Origin of the sequence: Streptomyces sp. NA02950 (assembly GCF_013364155.1) — a bacterium.
Taxonomy (GTDB): Bacteria; Actinomycetota; Actinomycetes; order Streptomycetales; family Streptomycetaceae; genus Streptomyces.
Window position 1 is genome coordinate 3,585,660 of record NZ_CP054916.1, and the last position, 22,729, is coordinate 3,608,388.

General features: G+C 69.8%; 21 protein-coding genes and 1 tRNA gene. 10 read left to right on the forward strand and 12 right to left on the reverse strand.

The window, feature by feature from the left end:
* Positions 1-14: 14 nt before the first annotated feature.
* The 3 genes from HUT19_RS15235 (at position 15) to HUT19_RS43015 (ending at position 2,750) form a co-directional block, all read left to right on the forward strand.
* The gene (locus HUT19_RS15235; protein WP_176181017.1) at positions 15-182 is read left to right on the forward strand and encodes a hypothetical protein; all 168 of its coding nucleotides are present in this window, start codon (positions 15-17) and stop codon (positions 180-182) included.
* Positions 183-1,064: 882 nt separating this feature from the next.
* The gene (locus tag HUT19_RS15240; protein ID WP_176181018.1) at positions 1,065-2,276 is read left to right on the forward strand and encodes a helix-turn-helix domain-containing protein; all 1,212 of its coding nucleotides are present in this window, start codon (positions 1,065-1,067) and stop codon (positions 2,274-2,276) included.
* 267 nt (positions 2,277-2,543) lie between these two features.
* Entirely contained in the window at positions 2,544-2,750 is a 207-nt protein-coding gene (locus tag HUT19_RS43015; RefSeq protein WP_254885582.1) for a hypothetical protein, read from the forward strand.
* 989 nt (positions 2,751-3,739) lie between these two features.
* Here HUT19_RS43015 and HUT19_RS15250 read toward each other — a convergent pair.
* Positions 3,740-4,537: an exodeoxyribonuclease III gene (locus HUT19_RS15250; RefSeq protein ID WP_176181020.1), complete on the reverse strand. Its 798-nt coding sequence runs from the start codon at positions 4,535-4,537 to the stop codon at positions 3,740-3,742.
* 64 nt (positions 4,538-4,601) lie between these two features.
* Between HUT19_RS15250 and HUT19_RS15255 the strand changes: the two genes are divergently transcribed.
* The gene (locus HUT19_RS15255; RefSeq protein ID WP_176181021.1) at positions 4,602-5,129 is read left to right on the forward strand and encodes a GNAT family N-acetyltransferase; all 528 of its coding nucleotides are present in this window, start codon (positions 4,602-4,604) and stop codon (positions 5,127-5,129) included.
* Between the two features lie 51 nt (positions 5,130-5,180).
* On the opposite strand, the gene HUT19_RS15260 is transcribed toward HUT19_RS15255, so the two are convergent.
* Entirely contained in the window at positions 5,181-6,347 is a 1,167-nt protein-coding gene (locus tag HUT19_RS15260; RefSeq protein WP_176181022.1) for a serine protease, read from the reverse strand.
* A gap of 354 nt (positions 6,348-6,701) precedes the next feature.
* On the opposite strand from HUT19_RS15260, the gene HUT19_RS15265 reads away from it, so the two are divergent.
* The gene (locus HUT19_RS15265; protein WP_176181023.1) at positions 6,702-7,574 is read left to right on the forward strand and encodes a trypsin-like serine protease; all 873 of its coding nucleotides are present in this window, start codon (positions 6,702-6,704) and stop codon (positions 7,572-7,574) included.
* 19 nt (positions 7,575-7,593) lie between these two features.
* Here the strand turns inward: HUT19_RS15265 and HUT19_RS15270 are convergent, their stop codons facing one another.
* Positions 7,594-8,244, reverse strand: coding sequence for a LysE family translocator (locus tag HUT19_RS15270; RefSeq protein WP_176181024.1), 651 nt, complete (start codon positions 8,242-8,244; stop codon positions 7,594-7,596).
* 766 nt (positions 8,245-9,010) lie between these two features.
* Between HUT19_RS15270 and HUT19_RS43960 the strand changes: the two genes are divergently transcribed.
* Both HUT19_RS43960 and HUT19_RS15275 read left to right on the forward strand, forming a co-directional pair.
* Complete coding sequence (locus HUT19_RS43960; protein WP_303331902.1) at positions 9,011-9,142, forward strand: hypothetical protein; 132 nt, start codon at positions 9,011-9,013, stop codon at positions 9,140-9,142.
* A 479-nt stretch (positions 9,143-9,621) separates the two neighbouring features.
* Entirely contained in the window at positions 9,622-10,218 is a 597-nt protein-coding gene (locus HUT19_RS15275) for a hypothetical protein (protein ID WP_176181025.1), read from the forward strand.
* Positions 10,219-10,383: 165 nt separating this feature from the next.
* Here the strand turns inward: HUT19_RS15275 and HUT19_RS15280 are convergent, their stop codons facing one another.
* Positions 10,384-10,746 (reverse strand): helix-turn-helix transcriptional regulator, encoded by a 363-nt coding sequence (locus HUT19_RS15280; protein ID WP_176181026.1) that lies wholly within the window; start codon positions 10,744-10,746, stop codon positions 10,384-10,386.
* A 75-nt stretch (positions 10,747-10,821) separates the two neighbouring features.
* Here HUT19_RS15280 and HUT19_RS15285 point away from each other — a divergent pair, with 75 nt between their 5' ends.
* Entirely contained in the window at positions 10,822-11,748 is a 927-nt protein-coding gene (locus tag HUT19_RS15285; protein WP_254885584.1) for a hypothetical protein, read from the forward strand.
* 71 nt (positions 11,749-11,819) lie between these two features.
* A complete protein-coding gene (locus HUT19_RS15290) occupies positions 11,820-13,550 on the forward strand; it encodes a hypothetical protein (protein ID WP_176181028.1) in 1,731 nt (576 codons plus the stop codon).
* Positions 13,551-13,792: 242 nt separating this feature from the next.
* Here HUT19_RS15290 and HUT19_RS15295 read toward each other — a convergent pair.
* The 7 genes from HUT19_RS15295 to galU form a co-directional block, all read right to left on the reverse strand.
* A tRNA-Ala gene (locus HUT19_RS15295) sits at positions 13,793-13,866 on the reverse strand.
* Positions 13,867-13,941: 75 nt separating this feature from the next.
* Positions 13,942-15,147: a gephyrin-like molybdotransferase receptor GlpR gene (gene glpR, locus HUT19_RS15300; RefSeq protein ID WP_176181029.1), complete on the reverse strand. Its 1,206-nt coding sequence runs from the start codon at positions 15,145-15,147 to the stop codon at positions 13,942-13,944.
* Between the two features lie 109 nt (positions 15,148-15,256).
* Positions 15,257-15,880, reverse strand: a complete 624-nt coding sequence (locus HUT19_RS15305; RefSeq protein WP_176186903.1) for a GNAT family N-acetyltransferase — start codon at positions 15,878-15,880, stop codon at positions 15,257-15,259.
* Positions 15,877-16,410, reverse strand: coding sequence for a molybdenum cofactor biosynthesis protein B (locus HUT19_RS15310; RefSeq protein ID WP_176181030.1), 534 nt, complete (start codon positions 16,408-16,410; stop codon positions 15,877-15,879). Before HUT19_RS15310 ends, HUT19_RS15305 begins: the two co-directional genes overlap by 4 nt.
* A complete protein-coding gene (gene moaC, locus HUT19_RS15315; RefSeq protein WP_176181031.1) occupies positions 16,407-16,889 on the reverse strand; it encodes a cyclic pyranopterin monophosphate synthase MoaC in 483 nt (160 codons plus the stop codon). Before moaC ends, HUT19_RS15310 begins: the two co-directional genes overlap by 4 nt.
* Before the next feature lie 63 nt (positions 16,890-16,952).
* A complete protein-coding gene (gene glp, locus HUT19_RS15320; RefSeq protein ID WP_176181032.1) occupies positions 16,953-18,272 on the reverse strand; it encodes a gephyrin-like molybdotransferase Glp in 1,320 nt (439 codons plus the stop codon).
* A gap of 4 nt (positions 18,273-18,276) precedes the next feature.
* On the reverse strand, positions 18,277-19,179 hold the full coding sequence (galU, locus tag HUT19_RS15325; protein WP_176181033.1) for a UTP--glucose-1-phosphate uridylyltransferase GalU: 903 nt from the start codon (positions 19,177-19,179) through the stop codon (positions 18,277-18,279).
* An 82-nt stretch (positions 19,180-19,261) separates the two neighbouring features.
* Between galU and HUT19_RS15330 the strand changes: the two genes are divergently transcribed.
* Positions 19,262-19,864: a 5-formyltetrahydrofolate cyclo-ligase gene (locus HUT19_RS15330; RefSeq protein ID WP_176181034.1), complete on the forward strand. Its 603-nt coding sequence runs from the start codon at positions 19,262-19,264 to the stop codon at positions 19,862-19,864.
* Between the two features lie 97 nt (positions 19,865-19,961).
* Here the strand turns inward: HUT19_RS15330 and HUT19_RS15335 are convergent, their stop codons facing one another.
* Positions 19,962-22,727 (reverse strand): penicillin acylase family protein, encoded by a 2,766-nt coding sequence (locus tag HUT19_RS15335; protein WP_176181035.1) that lies wholly within the window; start codon positions 22,725-22,727, stop codon positions 19,962-19,964.
* Positions 22,728-22,729 lie beyond the last annotated feature (2 nt).

The following is a 22,729-nucleotide window of genomic DNA, read 5'->3' on the forward strand; positions in this document are numbered from 1 at the left end:
GAAGGGAGGCCCCTATGAGAGTCCGTGTGGCCCTCTCCCGCCACCTGGTCCTGAACGGCCAGGACTACAGCGAAGGTGATGAGTTCACCGTGGCCGACGACGCTGCCACTACCTGGCTACGTACTGGTCTGGTCGTCCCCGCTGATGGCGTCTGGCCTGACGGCTGGGACAGCGGGACCTGACCGTGAACCACTGACCTTCGCCTGGCCGACAGCGGACGCGCGCCCGCCTCGCTGCCTGCCTCTGGTCCTGGCCTCAGCGCCAGGGCCCGGGGCGCCTGGCCCCTCTGTCGTTCACGATGCGTGACAGTGGCACATCATCGCAGCTCAGAGACTTGCGAGACGTGTTTACGCAGGTCAGGGGGTGGGGGGTGACCCCCAAGCGGGTGGGGGCCCCGAACGCGGGGGAGGTCTCTGCCTCCCGCGCCCGGTTCAGAACACCTGATGTGACCCCCATCACGCACGCATCGTGACGACTCCGGGAGGTGATCACCCATGGCAAGAGGCGGCGCCCGCTCCAGGTCCGGCCCAGCTCTCACATCGAAGGAGCGGAGCCACAAGGCGAAGGCCACGGCCGAAGGCTGGACGACCCTCCCCGCTGATGGCCGCCACCCTGGCCAACGTGACCGCTCTCCGCTGGAACCTGGCCGCCGCCAGCAAGTGGCGTGACTGCCCAGTTCGTGAACGCTGGCTCCGCCTGACCGCCCGCCTGGTCCGCGCTGACCGCTAACGGACAGCGAAGGCAGACGCGCAGGTCAGCGCATGCGGACAGTGCCAGGCGTCGTCCCCCTGGTCCAACTACTGGCCGCTCGATGCTGCCGCGTGTCCGCCGCTGTCCGGCCAGCCGTCCGAGCCTGTCCGCTCCCCTGGCCGCGCGTGGCCACTTTGTCCGTTCACGATGTCCGCTTGGCCGGACACGACGAAGCCCCAGTGACCGCCTGTCCGCCAGGCTGGCCGCTGGGGCTTCTCTCGTTGTGTCCGCTGTCCGTCAGTGACCCGTGTTGATGCTGTCGTTAACGATCAGAGCCGCTGCCTCCCTGCCTTGTCCGTCGTACTCTCGGTGACATGGCTGAGCACCTGGGCGACCGGCTGGCACGACTTCGCCGACTCGCAGACCTCACGCAAGAGGGGTTGGCGGACCGCTCCGGCGTGTCCGTGGACGTGATCAGGAAGCTGGAGCAGAGGCGCAAGCACAGCGCACGCCTGCCGACCCTGCACGGCCTGTCACGCGGCTTGGGGGTGGAGTTGACCGCCCTACTTGGAGACCCTCCGGGAGCCCCCTCCTCCGGCGACGCGGACCCGCCCCAGTTGGTCGCTGTACGGCGCGCAATCATGCCGCCGCTGTTCACTCCACCGCCTGAGCCGAACGGCGCTGAGTGGCTGTCCCTGCCACTCCTCAGGCGGGAGATCGCAGACGGCTGGACGCTGTACCACGACGCGGAGTTCGGGCGCCTCATGGACGTGCTACCCGGCATCATCAACGACGCACGGTTTACCGCCGCTGTGGGCAACGTCGATGAACGGGCGGCAGGGCAGGCAGCGTTGGGGAAGTCGCTTCAGCTTGCTGGACACCTGGCTATTCGCCTGGGGAAGACGGACCTAGCGCTGAGTGCTCTGGAACGTGCCATGAACGCGGCTGCCGACTCCTCCGACCCGTTGTTGGCCCCGATGATCAGTAACAGCGTGGCTTGGAACTACCAGCGACAGAACCGCTTGGACGATGCGGAACACCTTGCCGTTTACGCCGCTGACGGAGTCGAGAAGGAACACGGGAACTCTGCTGAGGGGTTGCGGGTATGGGGAGGTCTGCTCATGTCCGCTGCCACGTCTGCGGCCCGCTCCGGCGACTACGGCACGGCGAATGAGATGATGACGACGGCCGAGGAAGCGACGAAGCGTCTTGCCACTCTGCCGCCCCCGGCTGAAAGCAAGATGGTTTCGGTCTTCAGCCGCTCCTCCGTCCGCATTGAGCGCGTCCGCCTGGCCGTCCAGCACGCACGCCCGGAGGAGGCTCTGGCACTGGCCAAGGGGATGCGCCTCAGCACCGATACCCCGCCCTCGTGGCGAACGTGGCTTTTGCTGGACGTGGCACGGGCGCATACGGACCTAGGCAATGCGGAAGGCGCCGTGAAGGCGCTTGAGAAGCTGCGGCAGATTGCCCCGGCATGGATGCGACATCACACGTTGGCCGTGGCCATAGTCAGCGACCTTTGGGCCGGATCTTCGCGCCCCGCTGGTCTGCGGAAGCTCGCCGAGTTCCTAGGGGTGGCCAGCTAAGGCGCTGGAACTAGGACGTTACATCCCTGTCCAGCAGCCGTCCCCTTCGGCACGTTGGGCCTACAAGACCCCCGCGACCGTGCGACCGGCCCGGGGGCGTGGCCACGCTGCGAAGGAGCGCGACACATGGAGGCTACCCGCCTACGTTTACTGCCATGGCCGGGGCCGAACGGCCAGCGAACGTACACGCCAGATGACTCCCCCAACGGCGATGTTGCTCGGCTGGCCGATCGAGTGGAGGCCGAACAGATCGCTACGGCGGGGTCTGTGATGGCGCTCGCTAAGGGCATGCTGGACACCGGCCTACCCATCGAACCGAACGAGTGCGCCTATCTGATGAAGCGGCTCACGGAGTGTCTGTTCGACGTCCTCCGCGTGGCGGAGTCCCGAGGCGGGCGCCTCCCGGCCCCGAATCCTCTGGAGCCAGAGGTGGAGCGGGTACTGGAGAGCAAGTCCCTGGAGGCCACGTCATGAGCCGACGTACACAGTCAACGCCGCTGACCCTGCCGCTGCCTGACGGGTGGACGTACTTCCGCTCCGAGGTGAAGCCAGTGGAGGGGGGCCCGCTGCCCCAGTGGTACGCCACGGCGCCATATCACATCCCCCGTCTCCCGGATGCGGAGGGCAGGAGCAAGCTCGACCAGACCGTGAGCGCACCCACGTGGGCCGAACTTCACCGGCTGGTCACTGAACAGGCGAAGCGGTACCGCAGGCTGTTGGGATGACCGCCGACCCGTATGCGGGGACCGCGTACGAGGGGTCGCGCGAGGGGTGGTGGACGAAGTACGGCGGCGCCCGGGACTCCGTCTCTGGCGTCGTCTACATCCCGGCGGGGGCCGACCACCCACCGTGCCCGTACCCGTGCGCGCACTGCCGCCGGAAGGGACTACAACCAGGGGGAACCATGGGGAAGCCACAGATAGAGCGACCGACTGACATGCGGGGAGACCGTGAGTGGTTCCCGGGGACGATCGGGGATGATCTGCTGACTGTGCACAAGTTCAGCGTCACGCCGATGGTTCCCCGATGCAGGGCTGAGGTCTCCTCGCGACGAGAGGTGTCCCGTTGGCAGCGGGTAGTGAACTGCCCTGACTGCCTGGCTACTGCTGACTGACCACCGCGCGGCCGCTCGGCCGGAGCGGGCCCAGGCCCCGTCCACGCGCTCCCCCGTGGCGATGGGCGGGGCCTTGCCTTGCCTGCGCCCTCCGACCAACAGAGCGGGCGCCGTGCACGAAGGAGCACCGGGACGCCCTGGCCCAGGCTGAGGCTCATTACCGACTGATGGGTCCTACCTGTCGTTGGTGTTCTCCTGGTCCGTCAGCATCGAGCGGCCAGTACGGCGAAACGCCCCTGCCCGGTATGCGTCGGTGGGGATGCGGAACCTATCCGCTGGTGAACGACAACGACCGTGGCCCCTGGCATCACCAGGGACCCTATGTGTGTCGCAATTCACTCAGGCGCATCTAGCGGTTGAACACGACTGTCACAGGAGCATGGTCTGACCAGCGCTCTTCGTATGTAGCGGGCCGCTCCACGTACGCCTTCACGGCACGCTCAGCGATGCCTGGCGTTGTGCAAACTAGGTCGATGCGCCAGCCCGCGTCGTTGTCGAACGCCCGGCCCCGGTAGGACCACCACGAGTAGGGACCCGCGACCTCCGGGTGCAGCGCACGCACCACGTCCGCGTATCCCGCCTCGTCCAGCACCCGTGACAGCCAGGCGCGCTCCTCCGGCAGGAAGCCCGACTTCTTCTGGTTGGCCTTCCAGTTCTTCAGGTCGGCCTCCTGGTGGGCGATGTTCCAGTCGCCGCACACCAGCGCCTCCCGGCCGTCGGCCGCCGCCCGATCGCGCAGTTCCGTCAGATACGGAAGGAACTCCGCCATGAAGCGTTCCTTCTCGTCCTGCCGCTCGGTGCCGACCTCGCCCGAGGGAAGGTAGAGGCTGCCGACGGTCACCCCCGGCAGATCGACCTCCACATAGCGGCCGCTGCCGTCGAACTCCGAGGACCCGAAGCCGACGCGCACCGCCTCCGGCTCGCGCCGTGCGTAGACCGACACTCCGGACCGGCCCTTGGCCGCCGCCGGGGCGTGCACCACATGCCAGCCGCCCGGCTCCCGTACGGACTCGGGCAGCTCATGCGGCTCGGCCCGTACCTCCTGGAGGCACACCACATCGGCCTCGGTGCCGTCGAGCCAGGGCACGAAGCCCTTCTTGGCCGCGGCACGCAGCCCGTTCACATTCACGGTCGTCACGGTGAGCACCACGGCACGATACGACAGAAAAACCACATGCCCGTCCCGCCTGCATAGACGTACGATCTTCCGCATGAATATCCGGACCGTTGGTTATGACCACCCCGACGCCGTCGCACTCGACCGCGAAGTGCAGGCGGAGTACGTGGAGCGCTACGGAGAAGGGGATGTGACCCCCGTGGACGCCGCCCACTTCGACCCGCCGCACGGCCTCTACCTGATCGCCTACGACCCCGACGGCACCCCCGTCGCCAGCGGCGGCTGGCGCAGCCAGGAGGGCGGTGAGGAGGGCTACGCGGACGGGGACGCCGAGGTCAAGCGGATGTTTGTGGTCCGGGCGGCGCGTGGCCGCGGACTGGCCCGGCTGATGCTGGCCGCCCTGGAGGACAGCGCCCGCGCGGCGGGGCGGCGGCGGATCGTCATGGAGACCGGCACCAAACAGCCTGAGGCGATCGCGCTCTACACCTCGTCCGGCTATGAGCCGATTCCGAAGTTCGGCGTCTACCGCTTCGACGAGGACAGCCGCTGCTTCGGCAAGGCGCTGACCGGTGAGCGCGAGGAACGGGGCGCTCACCGGGAGCGGCGCGTCGGTGCGCCCTGACGGCGGGACCCGCCCCGGCTCCGGAGCGGGTCCCGCTGTGTGCCGTACGGCTCAGCGCTTTCCGGCGTACTTCTTGCTGATGGCGTCGAACACGCCCTTCGCCTCGGTGCCCAGATGCGGGCCCGCGAGCCAGGTGTGCCCGTAGGAGCTGATGGAACTGTTGGACACCAGCACGGTCTTGCCCTTGCGGTTCACGAACCAGCCGCCGCCCGAGGTACCGCCGGTCATCGAGCAGCCGATCCGGTACATCGTCGGGGAGGTGGGCGAGAACGACAGCCTGCCCGGGCGGCTGGTGCAGTTGAACATCTTCGCCCCGTCGTACGGCGGGGCCGCCGGATAGCCGTACGCCCCGATCGAGCTGACGCGGTTCGCCGAGGGCGCCCCGAACCACACCGGCACCGCCGCCCCGACCGTCTCCTCCAGCGACTTACCGCCGCCGTTCTCCGGCTTCACATGCAGCACCGCGAAGTCATAGGAGGAGGAGACCCCGCCGGTCTCACCGCCGGTGTCGATCCACTGCGACGAGGTCTGCGACCAGTCCGCCCACCACACCCCGTACGGGCTGACGTCCCGCTGCGCGGCGGTCTGCGCCCGGCGCGCGCTGAGCCCCTTGTCGTTGTACGACGGCACGAACACGATGTTGCGCATCCAGCCGCCCTTCTTACCGGAGTGCACACAGTGGCCCGCGGTCCACACCATGTTGGACTTGCCCGGATGGGCCGGGTCCTTGACCACCGTGCCGGAGCACACCATCGGCCCCTTGGGACTGTCGAAGTACACCTTCCCGACGGGCGCCATGTTCTGGTGGTACGGCCGCGAGACCTCCTTGGCCGGAACGGCCGGCGGCTCGGGGTCGGTGGCCGGCTGGTTCTGGCCCGCGGTCTGCGCGGAGGCGGTGTGCGGCGCGTCCTTCGCCTTGGACATCCGGGACGGCTGCCAGAAGTTCTTGATGACGGGATTGGCGAATTCGGATGCCTTGCGCGCCCAGTTGTCCCAGTCCTTCCAGCCGCCCTCCTTCCACTGCTTCAGATCCTCCAGGCTGGTCGGAACGCCCTCGGGCAGCTTGATCCCGTCCTTGGCCTGCTGCTCACCGCTGGAGTCCGAGGCATGGGTCTCGGCACCGGCCTTGTCGTCACCCGGCCCACAGGCCGAGGCGGAGACCGCGAGCAGCGCGGTCACGACGGCGGCCGCCACGGCGGAACGTCGTATGAGTGGCATGAAGCCTTATCCCCCTGTGTGGTGCTGTGCGGTGCGTGTGGTGCTGTGCGGTGGTGGTGCGGCGTTTTCGCGCCACGGCCCACTGAATGGAACAGGCACCTACTATGCCTGGGCTCCCGCCGGGGACCCGCACCCGTGCCATGGCCCGCACACAACACGAACGCGGTCCGCACGATTCCATGACATCGAACGGCTGAACAGAACACACCGGTGACCACCGTCCCATGGCCCTCGCCCCTGGAGGACGGCACCGGAGCGGCTTGTCCCCGAGGGAGGTTGGGGAACGATCTCAGGGTCGTCTCAGGGTCCGCCCCGGTGGTACGGCATCATCGGGAACGCGACGGTGGTGGGGTGATGAACCACCGGAACGACACGAACTCCGCACAGGAGCCGGGCCGTCGCCGCGTCCGGCGGACGGCCGCCGCGGTGGCCACGCTGCTCGCCACGGCGGCCGCCACGGTCCTGCCCACCACCGGCGCTCAGGCCGTCGCGGGCGGGGAGAAGGTCCACAGCGACCGTGAGGCGCCGTGGATGGCGACCCTCGCTGTCAAGGGCGACGAACCGCTGCTCCAGCGCGCCTCGTGCGGTGGCGCGTTGATCGCGCCGACCAAGGTGCTCACCGCGGCGCACTGCGTCACCGTCGACGATCTGCCGCGGAGCGGCGAGTACCACATCGGCGCCCGGGTGCTGTCCGGGGACCCCGGCCGGGTGGCGGGAATCGCGGGCGTCGATGTCCACCCCCGCTACCGGCTGCTGCCCTCCCCGCAGGACCCCGACAACCCGGCGGCCTCCAGCGCGGCGTACGACATCGCGGTGGTCACCCTCGACCGCCCGGTGCGCGGCGTCCCGACCCTCCCCGTCGCCCGTGCGGCACCGTCGTCCGGCGCCACCGCCACCCTGTACGGCCACGGCCTCACCGGCCCCTCCACCCGCGGCGACGTCCTGCGCCGCGGCACCTACCGGACGCGGCCGGACGCCTCCTGCGCACCGGCCACCCCGGCCCCGGTGGACGGCCCGTCGGTCCTGTGCGGCCGCGGCGCACACGCCGTCGCCTGCACCGGGGACAGCGGCAGCCCCCTGGTGGCCCGGCGGCACGGCAGACGAGCGGTCGTGGGCGTCTTCAGCTTCGGGATTGAGACCGCGGGCAAGCCCTGCGGTTCCCCCGGCCCGAACTTCTTCACCGATGTCGCCGCCGTCCACGCGTGGCTCACGACGAGGGCGTCCTGACACATCCACTGACGCAAGGTCAGGCGGCCTTGCCCCGGTCGGCCAGCAGGTTGACGGCGAAGCCGAAGAAGGCGATCCCGCTGACCTGCTCCATCCGCCTCCGGAAGGCGGGCCGCCTGAGCCGGTCCGCCAGCGCGGAGGCGGCACCCGAGACCACCCAGTACCAGACGGCCAACTCGACGATGTCGATGGCCGTGAGCAGCAGCGTCATGGTGAAGACGGACTCCCCGTGCGGGGTGAACTGGGGTATGAGACTCATGTAGAACACCCCGGCCTTGGGGTTGAGCAGATTGGTCCCCACCCCCGCCCGGAACGCGGCCCACCGCCCCCGCGCCCCCTCCTCGACCACCACACGTTCCACGCCCGCGCTCCCGCCGGCGGCCACCTTCCCCGACCGCCACAGCGCCGAGGCCCCGAGCCACACCAGATACGCGGCACCCGCGATCCGCAGGGCGTCGTACGCGAACCGCGAGGCCGTCAGCAGCGCGGTGAGCCCGACGGCGGTCGCGACACCCCACACCACACACCCGGCGAGGATCCCGAGCGCGGAGGCGAGCCCGGCGGACCGCCCCTGGGAGACGGAGGTCCGCAACACCAGCAGGGTGTCCAGCCCGGGAGTGATATTGATCAGCGCGGCAACACCGGCGAAGGCAAGAGCTGAAGTGAGCATGCCCGCACGCTAGGCCCCGGCCCCTCCCGCCAACGACCCGTTTTCCTCTCGCCCGTACCAGAAAGCCCCCGCCGGATTTCTCCTGCGGGGGCTTTGAGCTGCGGTGGGCCGTTCACGAGTGAGGGTTACCTGCTTCGATGAGGCGGGGTTCAAGATCTTTTCCTAGGAGGAGAGTGATCGTTCCCCAGAGACCGCTGGGGACTGAGCGCGGGCGGTGTCCGGCCCTGAGTGGTCATTGACAGATGCCGATTAGGAGGCTGTCGGATGGCATCTCTGCGGGGACGTACCAGCTCAACCCGCCTGCCCTCCGCGGGGACGGATCGACGAGTTAGACGATGGATCGAGAATATCGCCTGGTCAGAGGGCATGTGGAGTGTTTGACGGAACTCGCGATGCCTGGTGGAGTGGTGCCGCGGTGCGCTGCCGTCCGTTGCCGGATGGCAGCGCGGCGGCCAGGTGCTGAAGCACCCGGCCGCCGCAAGAACCAGCGAGGTGCAACTCGCTGATCAACGAATCCCTAGCGAAGGACTCTGCCTTGAGCGTATCAAGCAGGAATTCAGCCAGGCCCGCTCCGTTACCCAGGGAAACAGCCGCTGGCGACGATGGGGGTCGTTATCGGACTTCGTGCACGTTGTGGAGTGAGCGTTGTCCTTTGTCGACGTGCGACAGTGGCCCGGCGTGCGGGGTAGGTGTCACGTCGCAATGCCAGTTGTCGTCGATGACGTCTCTGCGTCCCGCTGCATCGCTGAACTGGTGCGCTGGGGCGATGATGCTCGCCGCGCTGCTGATCGGAGCGGCTCTTATCGTGACTGATCACGCAACCACTCCTGAAGCCGCGGCTTACGTCTCGCCGGTCTTCACGATGGCGGGTGTGACGATTCACGGTCGGCATCAGTGATCCACTTGTGCAGGCTCAGCGTCCACACGCTGAGCCTGCACTATTGCCGTGAGGCTGCGGTGATCTCGTGCTTCTGTGATCCTGCCCTGGCAGGAAACCTCGTCCAGGCAGGTCATGCAGCGTGTCGGTACTCATGGAGGATGCCGCCGAGGCGAGCTCCTTCTTTTCCAGCCGGGCAATCTCCAACTGGAGCGTGTCGCTGCTTGCCATCGGGGTTCCTCTCTTTGGACACACTCCTCCACGTGGCACCGAGGGTCTCCGTGAACGGGGGGCGCGAACGGCACAGGGACGGCAGACGTGCGTCAGGGCAGCACAGCCAGCTACCCAGTCAGGGCCTCGGTCTGCGGGCGGCACAGCGATCCCTGTCAACTGCCAGACCTACTTGGCCGTTTGGGCGTCTGGCACGACTGGCATTCTCTACGATGTCTGGCGTTGCGCTGATGTGCTGGCGGATAGGGGGCTGAATGGGCTCGGTGGGCATGGACGAGGTGGATGCGGCACCGGGGCTGCGGACTGCCGTCGGGTTCTATACCGGCAAGGTCGACCGGCTGCGGCAGCGGCAAGCGGACCTGGAAGCCGAGCTTGAGGCTGTGCGGGCCGAACTGGCCAAGGCCAGTAGCGCCCGCGACCAGCTGGCTGAGGCCCTGGAAGAGATCCTCGCTGACGCTCCGGCGCCACAGGAGGAGCCCGCTGCTGCCTCGCCTCCCGGCCCTGCTCCCGAGCCGGAGGACGTGCCTACCCCGCCCCGCGAGGACAAGGCGACCGGTGCCGGTGATCGATCGGAGCACAAGCACCAGAAGCCGTCCGGCAAGCGTGCGACAGCCCGGTCGACGGCGTCCGGGGAGCTGATGCAGGCGGTTCTGCAGATCCTGGTGACGGCCGGGCGTCCGCTGTCGGCGAAGGACATCACCGAGGCGCTGGGACGGCCGACGACGGGTCAGGAGGGACGGGCTCCCATCGAGACGACCCGCAGGACCTGCAAGCGGCTGGTGAAGAACGGCCGGGCCGTCGAGGATCCGGTCGGCGTGTTCGCTGTCGCCCGGGCCGAGGAACCGCCGGTGAAGGGAGCCGCCTGACGACGCGCCCCCGATAAGAGATGTTCCCTCCTCCCGTTGCGGGGAGGAGGGAACCGGTTCTGTTGAGTTTGGACCCTCTTCAGAACCTTTGACGTGGACCCTCTCGTAGTGGCTCACGCATCCCCGAGGTTAGAGCAACGCTGCTCGCCTCGGGGGGTGCGTGGCCTATTTCGTCGTTCCCGGGTCGGGTAGTACTTGGGGGCGGGAAGGCCGGTTTTGATGCGCGATGGGCGTTCCGCCGTGGGGCGGATACAGCGGTACGGCAAGGAAGTTCTCCAGGCGGGCCACGGTGGCGATGTCGGGCCAGCAACGGCCGGCGAGGAGATCGGCGATGGCCTGCCGGTTGACCCCGGAGCCGGCGGCGGCCTGCCGCAGGCTCCTTCCCTGCTTCTCCAGTGCGGCGGCGAGGCCGCGGGCGATGTCCTGGACGACGACGGCGGCCTGGTCGCCGAGGATTGCGTCGGGCCAGGCTTCCGGATCGCGGGCAAGCTCGCGCGGCGGCCTGCTGCGGGCCAAACCTCCCACCATGTCGATGCACTCCTTTCCGTGAAGATCGGCTTCGACCCCTTCACCGGCTGCTTGTCCAGCCGGTTTCGTTGGTCTGTGACGCTGAGTCCTGAGGTCTCCCGCAAGATCCGCCAGTACCGCCCCCGGCTGCCGCAACGTCGGTGGGCGCCGGTCGCCGACCTGGTGAGGGCGACGGTATCGGCTGCCGCCCCGGCCACCTGCTACGAGGCGGGACATCTGCTGCATGTGGTGGGTCGGCTGGCGGTGTGGGCGGACGGCTGCGGGTTTCCGCCGGATCCTGACGTGTGGATGCGGACGGAGACGATCGACGCGTTCGTGCTGGCAGGCTGCCCGGGCATGGACGGATCGACGGTGCAGACCTACCGGTCCTGGTTGCGGCGGGTACGCGAGGCTCTGGTCTGGGTACAGCGCGGCGAAGCCCCGCCCGCACGGCTGTCCTCGCCGCGTAACCCGCAACCACCCTACGAATCCGGGGAGGTGTCGCGGCTGCGCGACTGGGCAGCTCACCTGCCGGGCCGAGCGCGGTTGGACGGGCTCGCATTGATGGCGCTGGGCACCGGATGCGGCCTGGCCCCCGGCGAAATCGTCCGCGTCCGCGGCAGCCACATCCGCATCACTTCCAGTGGGGTCGCGGTGCTGGACCAGGACATGCTGGGGCGTCTGGTCGCCTGCCGGGCCGGGTGGGAAGCGGCCCTCGCCGAGATGGCCGAGACAGCAGGGACGGATTTTGTGTTCCGGCCCGGCCGGAAAGTGACAGCGGCGAAGAACCTCCTCTCCTCCTGGCCCCTCCGTCACCGGCCCCACGCCGGTCTCCCACCGCTGTCGGCCCGCCGGCTGCGGTCGACCTGGATCGTGCGGTTGCTGGCCGAAGGCATCAGCCCAGCCGTGATCGCATCCGCTGCGGGCATGGCCTCCCCCGCCGGGCTTGCCCCCTACCACCGCTGGGTTCCACCGCTGCCGCAGGAGGAAGTCATCCGGCTGTTGCGCGGGCACGGCTGGTGATGGCCCGGCCTGCCCAGGACGAGACGACCGCGCGCGCTCTGCGGCCCCGGTTCCGTCCCGGGAAGCTGACCATGATCCCCAACTCCAAAGTCGGACAGCTGCTGACACTGCTGGACCGTTCCGGGCTGCCCCAACAGATGGAAGACCTGCTGCACGGGCGGCCCGGGCCCGCGGGGGTGCGGCCGCGCACCGTGCTGGCCGGGCTGTTGCTGTCCGCCTACTACACCGGCCGGGCCACGATCGCCGAGGCCTGGCGGATCCTCCACTTCCGCCTTGAGTCCAGGGCCCGCACCTGGCTGGGCATCCCCGACAAGCCACCCGCTACGGCGCGGGAGGGCATCGCGGCCAGCCGACGCCTCTACCGAGGCTGGGACCGCATCACCACCGTGCTGGACCCTGCACGATGCGACCGCCGGGCCCGCCTGTCCCTGGCCGACGCCGAAGCCTACGCGGACGGATGGGACGTCCCCTCCGGGAGGAAGACCGCCGAGCGCCTGCAGCGGCTGGCCAACCAACTGGTCCTCACCCCGGTCCGCCTCGCCCGCCAACGCGGATACCTGCGGGGCTGGCGAGGCGATATCGGCGTCGACGCAACCGCGATCCCGGTCCTTGCCCGCCCTCGCAGTGAACGCGCCGGCACCGCCTCGGTCGAGATCACCGCGGGCTGGCACTACAGCGCAGGCTCCGACGAGCCCACCTTCGGCTACAGCGCCAGCTTCGTGGTCGCCGCACACTCCCGCCACCCCAAGGAACAGGCCGGAAAACCGACGGCCTACCCGCAACTGTGTGTCGGCCTGATCCTGGACACCCCCACCGTCCGCACCGGCCCCAACGCCCTCACCGCGCTCACACAGCTCGGCGAACTGGGACTGCCGGCCGGCACCTGCGCGGCCGACCGCGCCTACACCGGGTGCGCGCCGGAGAACTTCCAGATCCCCGTACGCCTCCTCGGCTACCGCCTCGCCCTGGACTACAAAGTGGAGGACCGCGGACAACAGGGCAGTTGGAAGGGCGCCTTGCTGATCGACGGCTCCCTGGCCTGCCCCCACACGCCCACCGCACTCGCCCAGGCGACCCAGGGCGCGGACGATGACGCCGTGCGCCTGCCGTCCGAGGAACTGCAAGCGGCGATCGCCGAGCGGGAACCGTACTTCCTCAAGACCAAACAAGGACCCGACGCCCGAGGCACCATACGCCTGCACTGCCCAGCGGCCGGTCCGTCGCCGTCGGTGAACTGCCCCCGCCGTGACCGGCTCCGCCCCGGCAAACCGCGTGGCTCCGGACCGCCACCCGCGGTGATCAACCTCGCCGACACCCGCAAACGCGCCGCGCACCCCGCCGCACGGCCCACCGTCCAGCTGCCCGGCGACGAATGGCTCACCCGTCCCCCCGCCGAAGAACTGCCAGACGTCTGCGGCAAGTCCGCTATCAACGTCCCCGCCGACGCCCACGGTGACCGGAAGATCGCGAAGTTCCGGCAGGACAGCCACTACCTGACGGGCACCTGGACCGCGACCTACAAACCGATCCGCTCGCACAACGAAGGAATCCACGGCCGTCTCAAGAGCGGCGAGATGGACATCGGGAACCCGAAACACCGCCCCGCGCCAGGCCAGGTCGCCCAGACCCTCCTGGTCGCCATCATGGTCACCATCGGCAACCTCGACATCCTGGAGACCTGGCTCTACCAGCGCACCGGCACCGAACTCACGGACACCGACTACGCAGCGGCCCCACCAGCGACCGGACCGGACACCGATCCGCCTGAGACAACAGGGCGGCCACCTCCACCCGCCGGATGACCAACCCGCGGAACAGCCACACAACCTCATGACGACGGCCAGCCCCGGAGCCCCGGGGCTGGCCGTCATGCTCACGCAACCGCACGACAGCAGACCAGCGCACCTCCAGACGCAGTTCGCCGCCATCCACCACCCCGAACAGCCTCGAACAGACCCCGGAAACGACAAAGACCCCGACCGATCATGAAGATCGGCGGGATCTCGTCAACCGAACCTGAGCTAACTCAAGAACGGCCCTGCGGTGGACCTGAGGGGATTTGAACCCCTGACCCCCTCGATGCGAACGAGGTGCGCTACCAGTCTGCGCCACAGGCCCTTGCAACGAGTGAAACTCTAGCATCCCGCGCGGGCTGCTCGGAAATCCGTTCCGCGCTGGTCAGTGGAGTGCGCATCACTCGTTGGCAGCACGGGGCCGGTCCTCGTCGGCGTACTGGTCGAACAGCGGCGTGCGGCCGCTTTCGCGGGGGCGGCGGGAGGCGGCGGCCGGGCGTCGGCCGGGGGCGGGTTCCGCGGTCGGGGCCGGGGCGGCGTCCTGGGCGGGGTCCTGGGTGGGCTCGACGGTGCTGGAGCGCGCGGAGCTCCAGGCGTCGGGTGCGGCCAGGTCGACACTGCCGGTGGCGCGCGGGGCGACCGGCGCGGTGACGTAGGTCGGCAGCGGCACCGGGACCGGCTCCCAGCCGTCTCCGGCGGCCGGGCCGCGCTCCCGCTCGCGCTCCTGGTCCACCCACTCGGCGTGGTCGGTCTGCTCGACCAGCGCCCGGCGCCCCGCCGCGTGGGCGGAGGCCGGCGGTGCGGCGGCGGGCTCGGCCTCGGCGGGGGCGGGCGGCTCGGCGGGGCCGCCGTCGGACGTCGTGGCGTCGGAGGAGTGGGGGCGCGGGCGGCGCTCGCGCAGGCGCTGCGCGGCCTGCTCCGCGCGCCGCTGGTCCATGGTGAAGGTGAAGCGGCGGCGCTCCTGGCTGCGGAGATAGGCGATGTACGCGCTGAGCAGTATGGCCGGGATACCCGGTGCCCACAGGAATGCAAGTCCGCCGATCGCCGCCACGACCGCACCGAGGGTGAAGGCGACAAAGAGGATCACGGTGGTGCGGCGGCGGCGCGCGAGCACTCTCGCGCGCCGTCCACGGTCCAGGGCGGAGCTACCACGGCCGGGCTTCGCGCCGGCGGAGGCGGTGCCCTCGGCGGACGGTGCCGCGACGGCCGTGGGGACGGGTGCGCGCACGGTCACGGGGTCGGCGAAGGCCCGGACGTCGATCGCGTCGGTCAGCGCGTCCGGGTCGACCGTGAAGTGCTCCGGCTCGGCCGCGCCGCCCCCGGCCTTGGGGGCGTCCGCGTCCTCGGCGGTGCGCTCCGCCGGGTCCTCCGGGCTCCTCCGGCGCTCCTCCTCCAGCTCCTTGGCGTAACGACGCTCCATGCCCGCCCGTCCGGACAGCAGCCGGATGGCGGTGCTGAAGCGTTCCGTCGGACGGGCCTCATTCAGCTCGTCCTGCCTCCGAAGCCACATCGGCACCAAATAGGCGGCCCAGGCCCCGACGATGACTGCGTAGATGAGGCCACTGCTGCTCACGGTCACACGGTAGAGGGGTCCGCGCGAGGCCATCCGCCAATTGGCGCGGTGTGTCGCACGATCTGGCTGATATCTCAAAAGTTTTTTGTGATTGATGGGATGACCGGTCTGGAAATGTACGAGCTTAATTCGAACAGGTTTTTTATTTCTGTGACGCCCCTGGTCGAATCCGGTGCCAGCGCGCCAGCAGTCCTTCGGAGAGTTCCTCGACGGTGAGCGCGAAGACCAGATGGTCGCGCCATGCCCCGTCGATGTGGAGATAGCGGGGCCGCAGCCCCTCCTCGCGGAATCCGAGTTTCTCCACCACCCGTCGGCTGGGCACGTTCTCCGGGCGGATGCAGATCTCGATCCGGTGCAGTCCGATGGTGCGGAAGCAGTGGTCGACCGCGAGCGCCACGGCGGTCGGCATCACCCCGCGCCCGGCCACCGCCTCGTCGACCCAGTAGCCGACATGGCCCGAGCACATCGAGCCCCAGGTGATCCCGGCGACCGTCAACTGCCCGGCCAGCCGCCCCCGGTACTCGATGACGAACGGCAGCATCCGCCCGGCGTGCGCCTCGGCGCGCAGATGGCGGACCATCTGCCGGTAGGTGGGCCGGTGGGTGACGGGGCCGCCCGGCGGAGGCGGCGGAATGGTGGCCTCCCAGGGGCGCAGCCACTCCCGGTTGCGCTGGTTGACCTCGCGCCAGGCGCGCTGGTCGCGCAGCTTTATCGGTCGGAGGACCGTATCGCCGTCCGCCAGTACGACCGGCCAGGGGGCGTTCAGCGCGCGCTCCCGGCGGGCCCGGCGGAGCCGGCGGGTCCGGGGTGGTCGCCGCCGTGGATCTGGTCGACCGCGTGCAGCAGGACGCGGCCGAGGACCGCGAGCCCGTCGCGTACTCCTCCGGTGGAGCCGGGGAGGTTGACGACCAGGGTCGTCCCGGCGATCCCGGCGATCCCGCGGGAGAGCGCCGCGGTGGGCACCTTGGCGAGCCCCTCGGCGCGGATGGCTTCCGCGATCCCCGGGATCTCGCGGTCGAGGACGGCGCGGGTGGCCTCGGGGGTGCGGTCGGTGGGGGTGAGTCCGGTACCGCCGGTGGTGACGACCACGTCGTACGCGGCGGCCACCGCCTCCCGCAGCGCCGCCTCCACCGGCTCGCCGTCGGGCACCACCCGGGGGCCGTCGACCGCGAACCCCAGCTCGGCCAGGCCCTCGGCGATCAGCGGCCCGCCCTTGTCGGCGTAGACCCCGGCGGCGGCGCGGTTGGAGGCGGTGACGACCAGGGCGCGGTGGCGCGGCACCGGTGAGCCGGTCATGTCCGGCTCCAGTCGCCGGACTTCCCGCCCGTCTTCTCCTCCACCCGGATGTCGGTGACAACGGCGCCCTTGTCGACGGCCTTGACCATGTCGATCACCGTCAGGGCGGCCACGGAGACGGCGGTCAGGGCCTCCATCTCCACACCCGTACGGTCGGTGGTCTTCACCGTGGCGGTGATCTCGACCGCGTCGTCGGCGACGGTGAGATCGACCGTCACCCCCGAGACGGCGAGCGGATGGCACAGCGGGATGAGATCGGGGGTGCGCTTGGCGCCCATGATGCCCGCGATCCGGGCGGTCGCGAGGGCGTCGCCCTTGGGAACGCCCTCGCCGCGCAGCAGTTCGACCACGCGCGGCGCCACGAGCACACGGCCGCTGGCGCGGGCGGTGCGCGCGGTGACCTCCTTGGCCGAGACGTCGACCATGCGCGCGGCGCCCGCTTGGTCGAGGTGGGTGAGATGGTCCTGGGCGCTGCTCATCGTTCTCCCGGTCCGGGCCGCGCGGCTCCTGTGGGACGACACCGTACCCGCCGTGGCGGCGTCCTAGGTGAGCCGGACCACGTCCACTTCCGAGCCGGGGGCCACCTCGGTGGTCTCCTCGGAGAGCACGATCAGCGCATTGGCCTGGGCCATGGCCTTGATCAGGTGGGATGACGCACCGCCCACAGGGGTGACGGTACCCGGCTCCACCCCCGCCGACGGTTCGTACCAGCCGCGCAGGAACTGGCGCCTGCCCTCCGGGGAGGACGCGACGCCTCCGGGGCACACCGCCCGCACGACGGGCCGGTGGATCTCACCGCCGCCCAGCATGGTGCGGATGACCGGGCGTACGAACAGCTCGAAGGAGACGTACGAACTCACCGGGTTTCCGGGGAGGGCGAGCAGCGGGGTGGCGTCGGGGCCGACGCGGCCGAAGCCCTGGGGCTTGCCGGGCTGCATCGCCAGCTTGCGGAACCGGACCTCGTGCATCGCCTCCTTCACCACGTCGTACGCGCCGACGCTGACGCCGCCGCTGGTGACCACGATGTCGGCGCGCACCAGCTGGTCCTCGACGGCGGAGCGCAGGGTGGCCGGGTCGTCGGCGACCGCACCGACCCGGTAGGCGATGGCTCCGGCGTCCCGGGCGGCGGCGGTGAGCTGGTAGCTGTTGGAGTCGTGGATCCGGCCGGGACCCACCTCCTCGCCGGGCTGGACCAGCTCGCTGCCGGTGGACAGCACCACGACCCGGGGCCGCGGGCGGACCTTGACGGTGGCGCGGCCGACGGCGGCCAGCAGCCCGATCTGCGGGGGCCCCAGGACGGTGCCGGCGTGCAGCGCCAGCTCGCCCGCGCCCGCGTCACTGCCCCGGGTGCGCACATGCTGGCCTTCCTTGGCCGGGCGGTAGATCCGCACCCTGCCGCTGCCGCCGTCCGGGCCGTCACCGCGCGCCGGCATGGTGGTGACCGGCCCGTTGTCCAGGCCGCCGTCGGTCCACTCCACGGGGACCACGGCCTGTCCGCCGGGCGGCACCGGCGCGCCGGTCATGATCCGGGCCGCCTCACCGGGGCCCACGGCGGGCAGCTCACCGCTGCCCGCCGCGATGTCGCCGACGACGGTGAGCACCGCAGGGTGATCCCTCGTGGCGGCCGCGACATCAGCGGTCCGCACGGCATAGCCGTCCATGGCGCTGTTGTCGAAGGGCGGGAGGGCGACGGGGACGGTGACGTCCTCGACCAGGACACAGCCCTGGGCATCGAGCAGTTGCAGCTCGATGGGCTCCAGCGGGTGGATGTGGCCGAGGATGTCGTCGAGGTGCTCGGACACCGTCCAGACACGGTCCTGGTCCGGGCCCTGGTCGGTGGCCCGTGCTGCGGTGCTGCTCAAGGTGCTACATCTCCTCGGTGACGTAACTGCGGAGCCAGTCCCGGAAGTCCGGGCCCAGGTCTTCACGTTCGCACGCGAGTCTGACAATGGCACGCAGATAGTCGCCACGGTCTCCTGTGTCGTACCTCCGGCCCTTGAAGATCACCCCGTGGACCGGGCCGCCGAGGTCGGGATCGGAGGCCAGTGCCTGGAGGGCGTCGGTGAGCTGGATCTCGCCACCGCGCCCCGGTTCGGTCCTGCGGAGCACGTCGAAAACGGCCGGGTCCAGGACGTAGCGGCCGATGACCGCGTAGTTGCTGGGCGCGTCGGCCGGGTCCGGCTTCTCGACCAGACCGGTGACCTGGACGACGGACTCGTCGACCGTCGGTTTGACGGCGGCGCAGCCGTAGAGGTGGATCTGCGCGGGATCCACCTCCATCAGGGCGATGACGCTGCCGCGGTGCTGCTCCTGCACCTGCACCATGTGGGACAGCAGCGGGTCACGGGCATCGATGAGGTCGTCGCCGAGGAGGACGGCAAAGGGCTGGTCACCGACGTGCGGGGCGGCACACAGCACGGCGTGGCCAAGACCCCTGGGGTCGCCTTGGCGCACGTAGTGCATGGTCGCGAGATCGCTGGACTCCTGGACGCGGGCGAGACGGGTGTCGTCCCCCTTGCGGGTCAGGGTCTCCTCGAGCTCGTAGTTGCGGTCGAAGTGGTCCTCCAGCGGCCGCTTGTTACGCCCGGTGATCATGAGGACGTCGGAGAGTCCCGCGGTGACGGCTTCCTCGACGACGTACTGGATCGCCGGCTTGTCCACGACCGGCAGCATCTCCTTGGGCGTGGCCTTGGTGGCCGGAAGAAAGCGGGTGCCCAGTCCCGCGGCGGGGATGACAGCCTTGCTGATCCGAGTACGCGATTGAGTCATGTACAGAACCCTATCCGGTGCCTTTGGGGCGGATGATGAGGATTCAGTGAATATGACATGAGACGGGGAGTTTGTGCACTCAGTGATCACGAGCGACGGTAGTAAGCGCGTGTTGCGTCGGCGCCTCCTGGCGGTGAGATCCAGGTTGACTGCGGATGACATCGAAGCGGCCGCGACCGCCCTGGCGTGTCGCGCGCTGGAGCTTCCGGAGCTGGCGGACGCGGGCACGGTGGCCGCCTATGTGTCCCTGGGCAGCGAACCGGGGACGCACGCCCTGCGCGAGGCGCTGCGCGCCCGGGGCGTACGGGTGCTGCTCCCGGTCCTGCTGGCGGACAACGACCTCGACTGGGGCGAGGACGAGGGGCCGGAGCGGCTGGCGCCCGCCCGGCGCGGGCTGCTGGAACCGGTCGGGCCGCGGCTCGGGCCGGAGGCGGTGACCGGGGCGGACGCCGTCCTGCTCCCGGGGCTCGCGGTGGACCGGCGCGGGATGCGGCTGGGCCGCGGCGGCGGCTCGTACGACCGGGTGCTGGAGCGGCTGGCGCGGGCCGGGGCCGATCCGGCGCTGGTGGTGCTGCTCCACGACGGCGAGCTGCTGGAGGAGGTCCCCGAGGAGGCCCACGACCGCCCGGTGCACGCGGCGGTGACACCCTCGGAGGTCCACCGCTTCACGCGGCGGCCCCGCTGAGTGGCGCCCGAAGGCGTCTCTCAGCGGGGCCGGGAGGATCGGCGGGGCCGGGGGCCGCGACGACGGCGCGGGCGCCGTGGGGGCGGCCACCGGGGCCTCAGGGGGTCAGCGCCAGCTCGTCGTCGGTCTCCTTGTCCACAGCGCTCTCGCTGAACGCCCAGGGCAGCAGCTCCCCCTTGGCCCACATGTCGGTCTGATCCGTGTAGTGGGCGTGGTAGGCGTGGCCGGAGGCACCGGTGAGATTGATCCAGCGCGACTTGTCGAGGTCGTCCAGGTTGACGACCATCCGCATCGACGGGACCCAGGTGACGCCGTAGCCGCCCGCCGCGTTCCAGCCGGTGGCGTTGACCGCGGCCTCGCCGCCGCCGAGGTTCCACGGGCCGCGGTTGAGCAGCCACTGCACCACACCGGGGCCCTCGGTGCCCAGGGTCTGGTTCTTCAGCGTCAGCCGGTGCAGCCGGCCCCAGCTCCAGCTGTTGATGTCCTTGCCCAGCTTGGCGGTGAGCTCCGAGCGCGCGTCCTTCATGGCGATCTTCAGCAGCTCGTCACGGTTGTGCGAACCGGGGTCGAGACGGGAGCCCGGCGACTTCCACCAGTCGTTGCGCGGCTCCTTGAGGAGCTTGCGCACCACCTCGTACCAGCGGTCGCCGCCGTCGGGCTGGGCCATGTCCGGATCGCGCAGGCCGCATTCGCGCACCAGCCGGGTGTTGCCGTCCAGGTCCTCGAGCGGGCCGGAGTCGTCGGCCGGGCGCACCCGCAGGCACTGTCCCTTGACCCGCAGCTCCTTGGGGAGCTTGTTGCCGAAGGCGAGCGTGAGGGTGTTGCGCCAGACGGCGTTGAAGTACGCGGCGGCCGCCGAGTCGGAGTCCTGGGTGTAGTCCCAGCTCTCCAGCAGCTTCTGGGCCTCTCGGACGTAGTTGTCCTTGATGTCGATCTTCAGCAGATAGGGCGTCAGCAGCTTGGCGATCTCACTGCTGTCGTCCATCTGCATGGACTGCATGTCCTCGGTGGAGACCTTGCCGCCGTCCTTGATCTTGGACTGGATCAGATCGCTGATGCGCTGGCTGCGCGCGCCGTAACCCCAGTCGTCCGTCAGCAGGTACGGGTACTTCTTCTTGTCGATGACGGCCTGGTTGGCGGTGACGATGTAGCCGCGCTTGGGGTTGAGCTCCCAGGGCAGTGCCGACTGCGGAATGTACTTGCGCCACTTGTAGCGCGAGTCCCAGCCGGGCGCCGGGTAGCGGCCGTCACCCTTGGCGCGCACCGGGATCTTGCCGGGCGCCTGGTAGCCGATGTTGCCCTTGGTGTCGGCGTAGATCAGGTTCTGCGAGGGGACGTCGAAGTCGCGGGCGGCCTTGCGGAAGTCGGTGAAGTTCCGGGCGGTGTTGAGCCCGAAGACGGCGTCCATGGAGTTGGACGGGGACAGCGCGGTCCACTTCAGCGCCACCGCGTAGCCGTCGCCGCGGTCGGGGGCCACATCGTCGGCGCCACGGCCGACCGGGGCGGCCTTCCCGACGTCGGCCAGCTCCTCGTCGCGGTCGGAGACGATCGGTCCGTTGTTGGTGGTGCGGACGGTGATGGTGCGGCTCTTGCCGCCCGCGACCTTGATGGTCTCCTCACGGGTGGTGAAGGGTTGCTGCTTGCCGTCGTAGAGGTAGCTGTGCGAGGTGACCTTCTCCAGATAGAGGTCACTGACGTCGGCGCCCAGGTTGGTCATGCCCCAGCTGATGTTCTGGTTGTGACCTATGACGACGCCCGGCATGCCCGCGAAGGTGAAGCCCGCCGTGTCGTACGGGCAGGAGCTGCTGACCTGCTTGCAGTGCAGGCCCATCTGGTACCAGACGGACGGCAGCTGCGGGGCGAGGTGCGGGTCGTTGGCCAGCAGCGGCTTGCCGCTGGTCGTGTACCTGCCGTCGATGACCCAGGAGTTGGAGCCGATACCGGTGCCGTTCGGGCCGAGCAGCGCCGGGATCTTGTCCAGGGTCCTGGAGAGCGAGGACAGCCCGGTCTGGAGGCCCTGGGCGGTGCTGCCGGCGCCGGGAGCCGTACCGGTGCCCCCCGTACCGCTGGTGCCGCCCGTGGTGGTCGCCTTGGGGTCGAACTCCTCGGTGGCCTCGTCGAGCGCGCCGTCCTGGACGATCGGCTTGTTCCGGCCGTACGGGTACGACGGGTAGAGGTCCTCTATCTGGTCCGCGTCCAGCCTGCTGGACGCCAGGGCGCGGTCCACCTCGTCCTGCATGTTGCCGCGCAGGTCCCAGGCCATCGCCTTGAGCCAGGCGACAGAGTCGACCGGGGTCCACTTCTCCGGCTTGTAGCCCTCGTTCTTGAAGTCCAGGGCCGCGTACTCGACGGACAGTTCCTTGCCCGAGTGGTCCTTGAGGTAGGCGTTGACCCCGTCGGAGTAGGCCCGCAGATACTTCTTGGTGGCGGGCGACAGCTTGGTGTCGTACTCCTGCTTGGCCACCCGGTGCCAGCCCAGGGTGCGCAGGAACGCGTCGGTCTCCACCTGGCCGGATCCGAACATCTCCGAAAGCCGGCCGGACGTCATATGCCGGCGGACGTCCATCTCCCAGAAGCGGTCCTGGGCCTGGACGAACCCCTGGGCGCGGAACAGGTCCTCGGGAGTGCCGCCGTAGAGCTGCGGTATCCCGTAGCCGTCACGCTTGACCTGGACGGGCCCCGAGAGCCCCTTCAGCTGAAGCGATCCCGTGGTCTCCGGGAAGGAGGCACGCACGGTACTGATACTCCAGTACGTGCCGTAGCCGACGCCTCCGACGAGCAGCAGCACGACTGCGATCACGATCAGGCGGAGACGTCGGCTCTTCTTCTTTTTGGGAGAAGAGCCGGTTTTGTTGGCGGGCATCG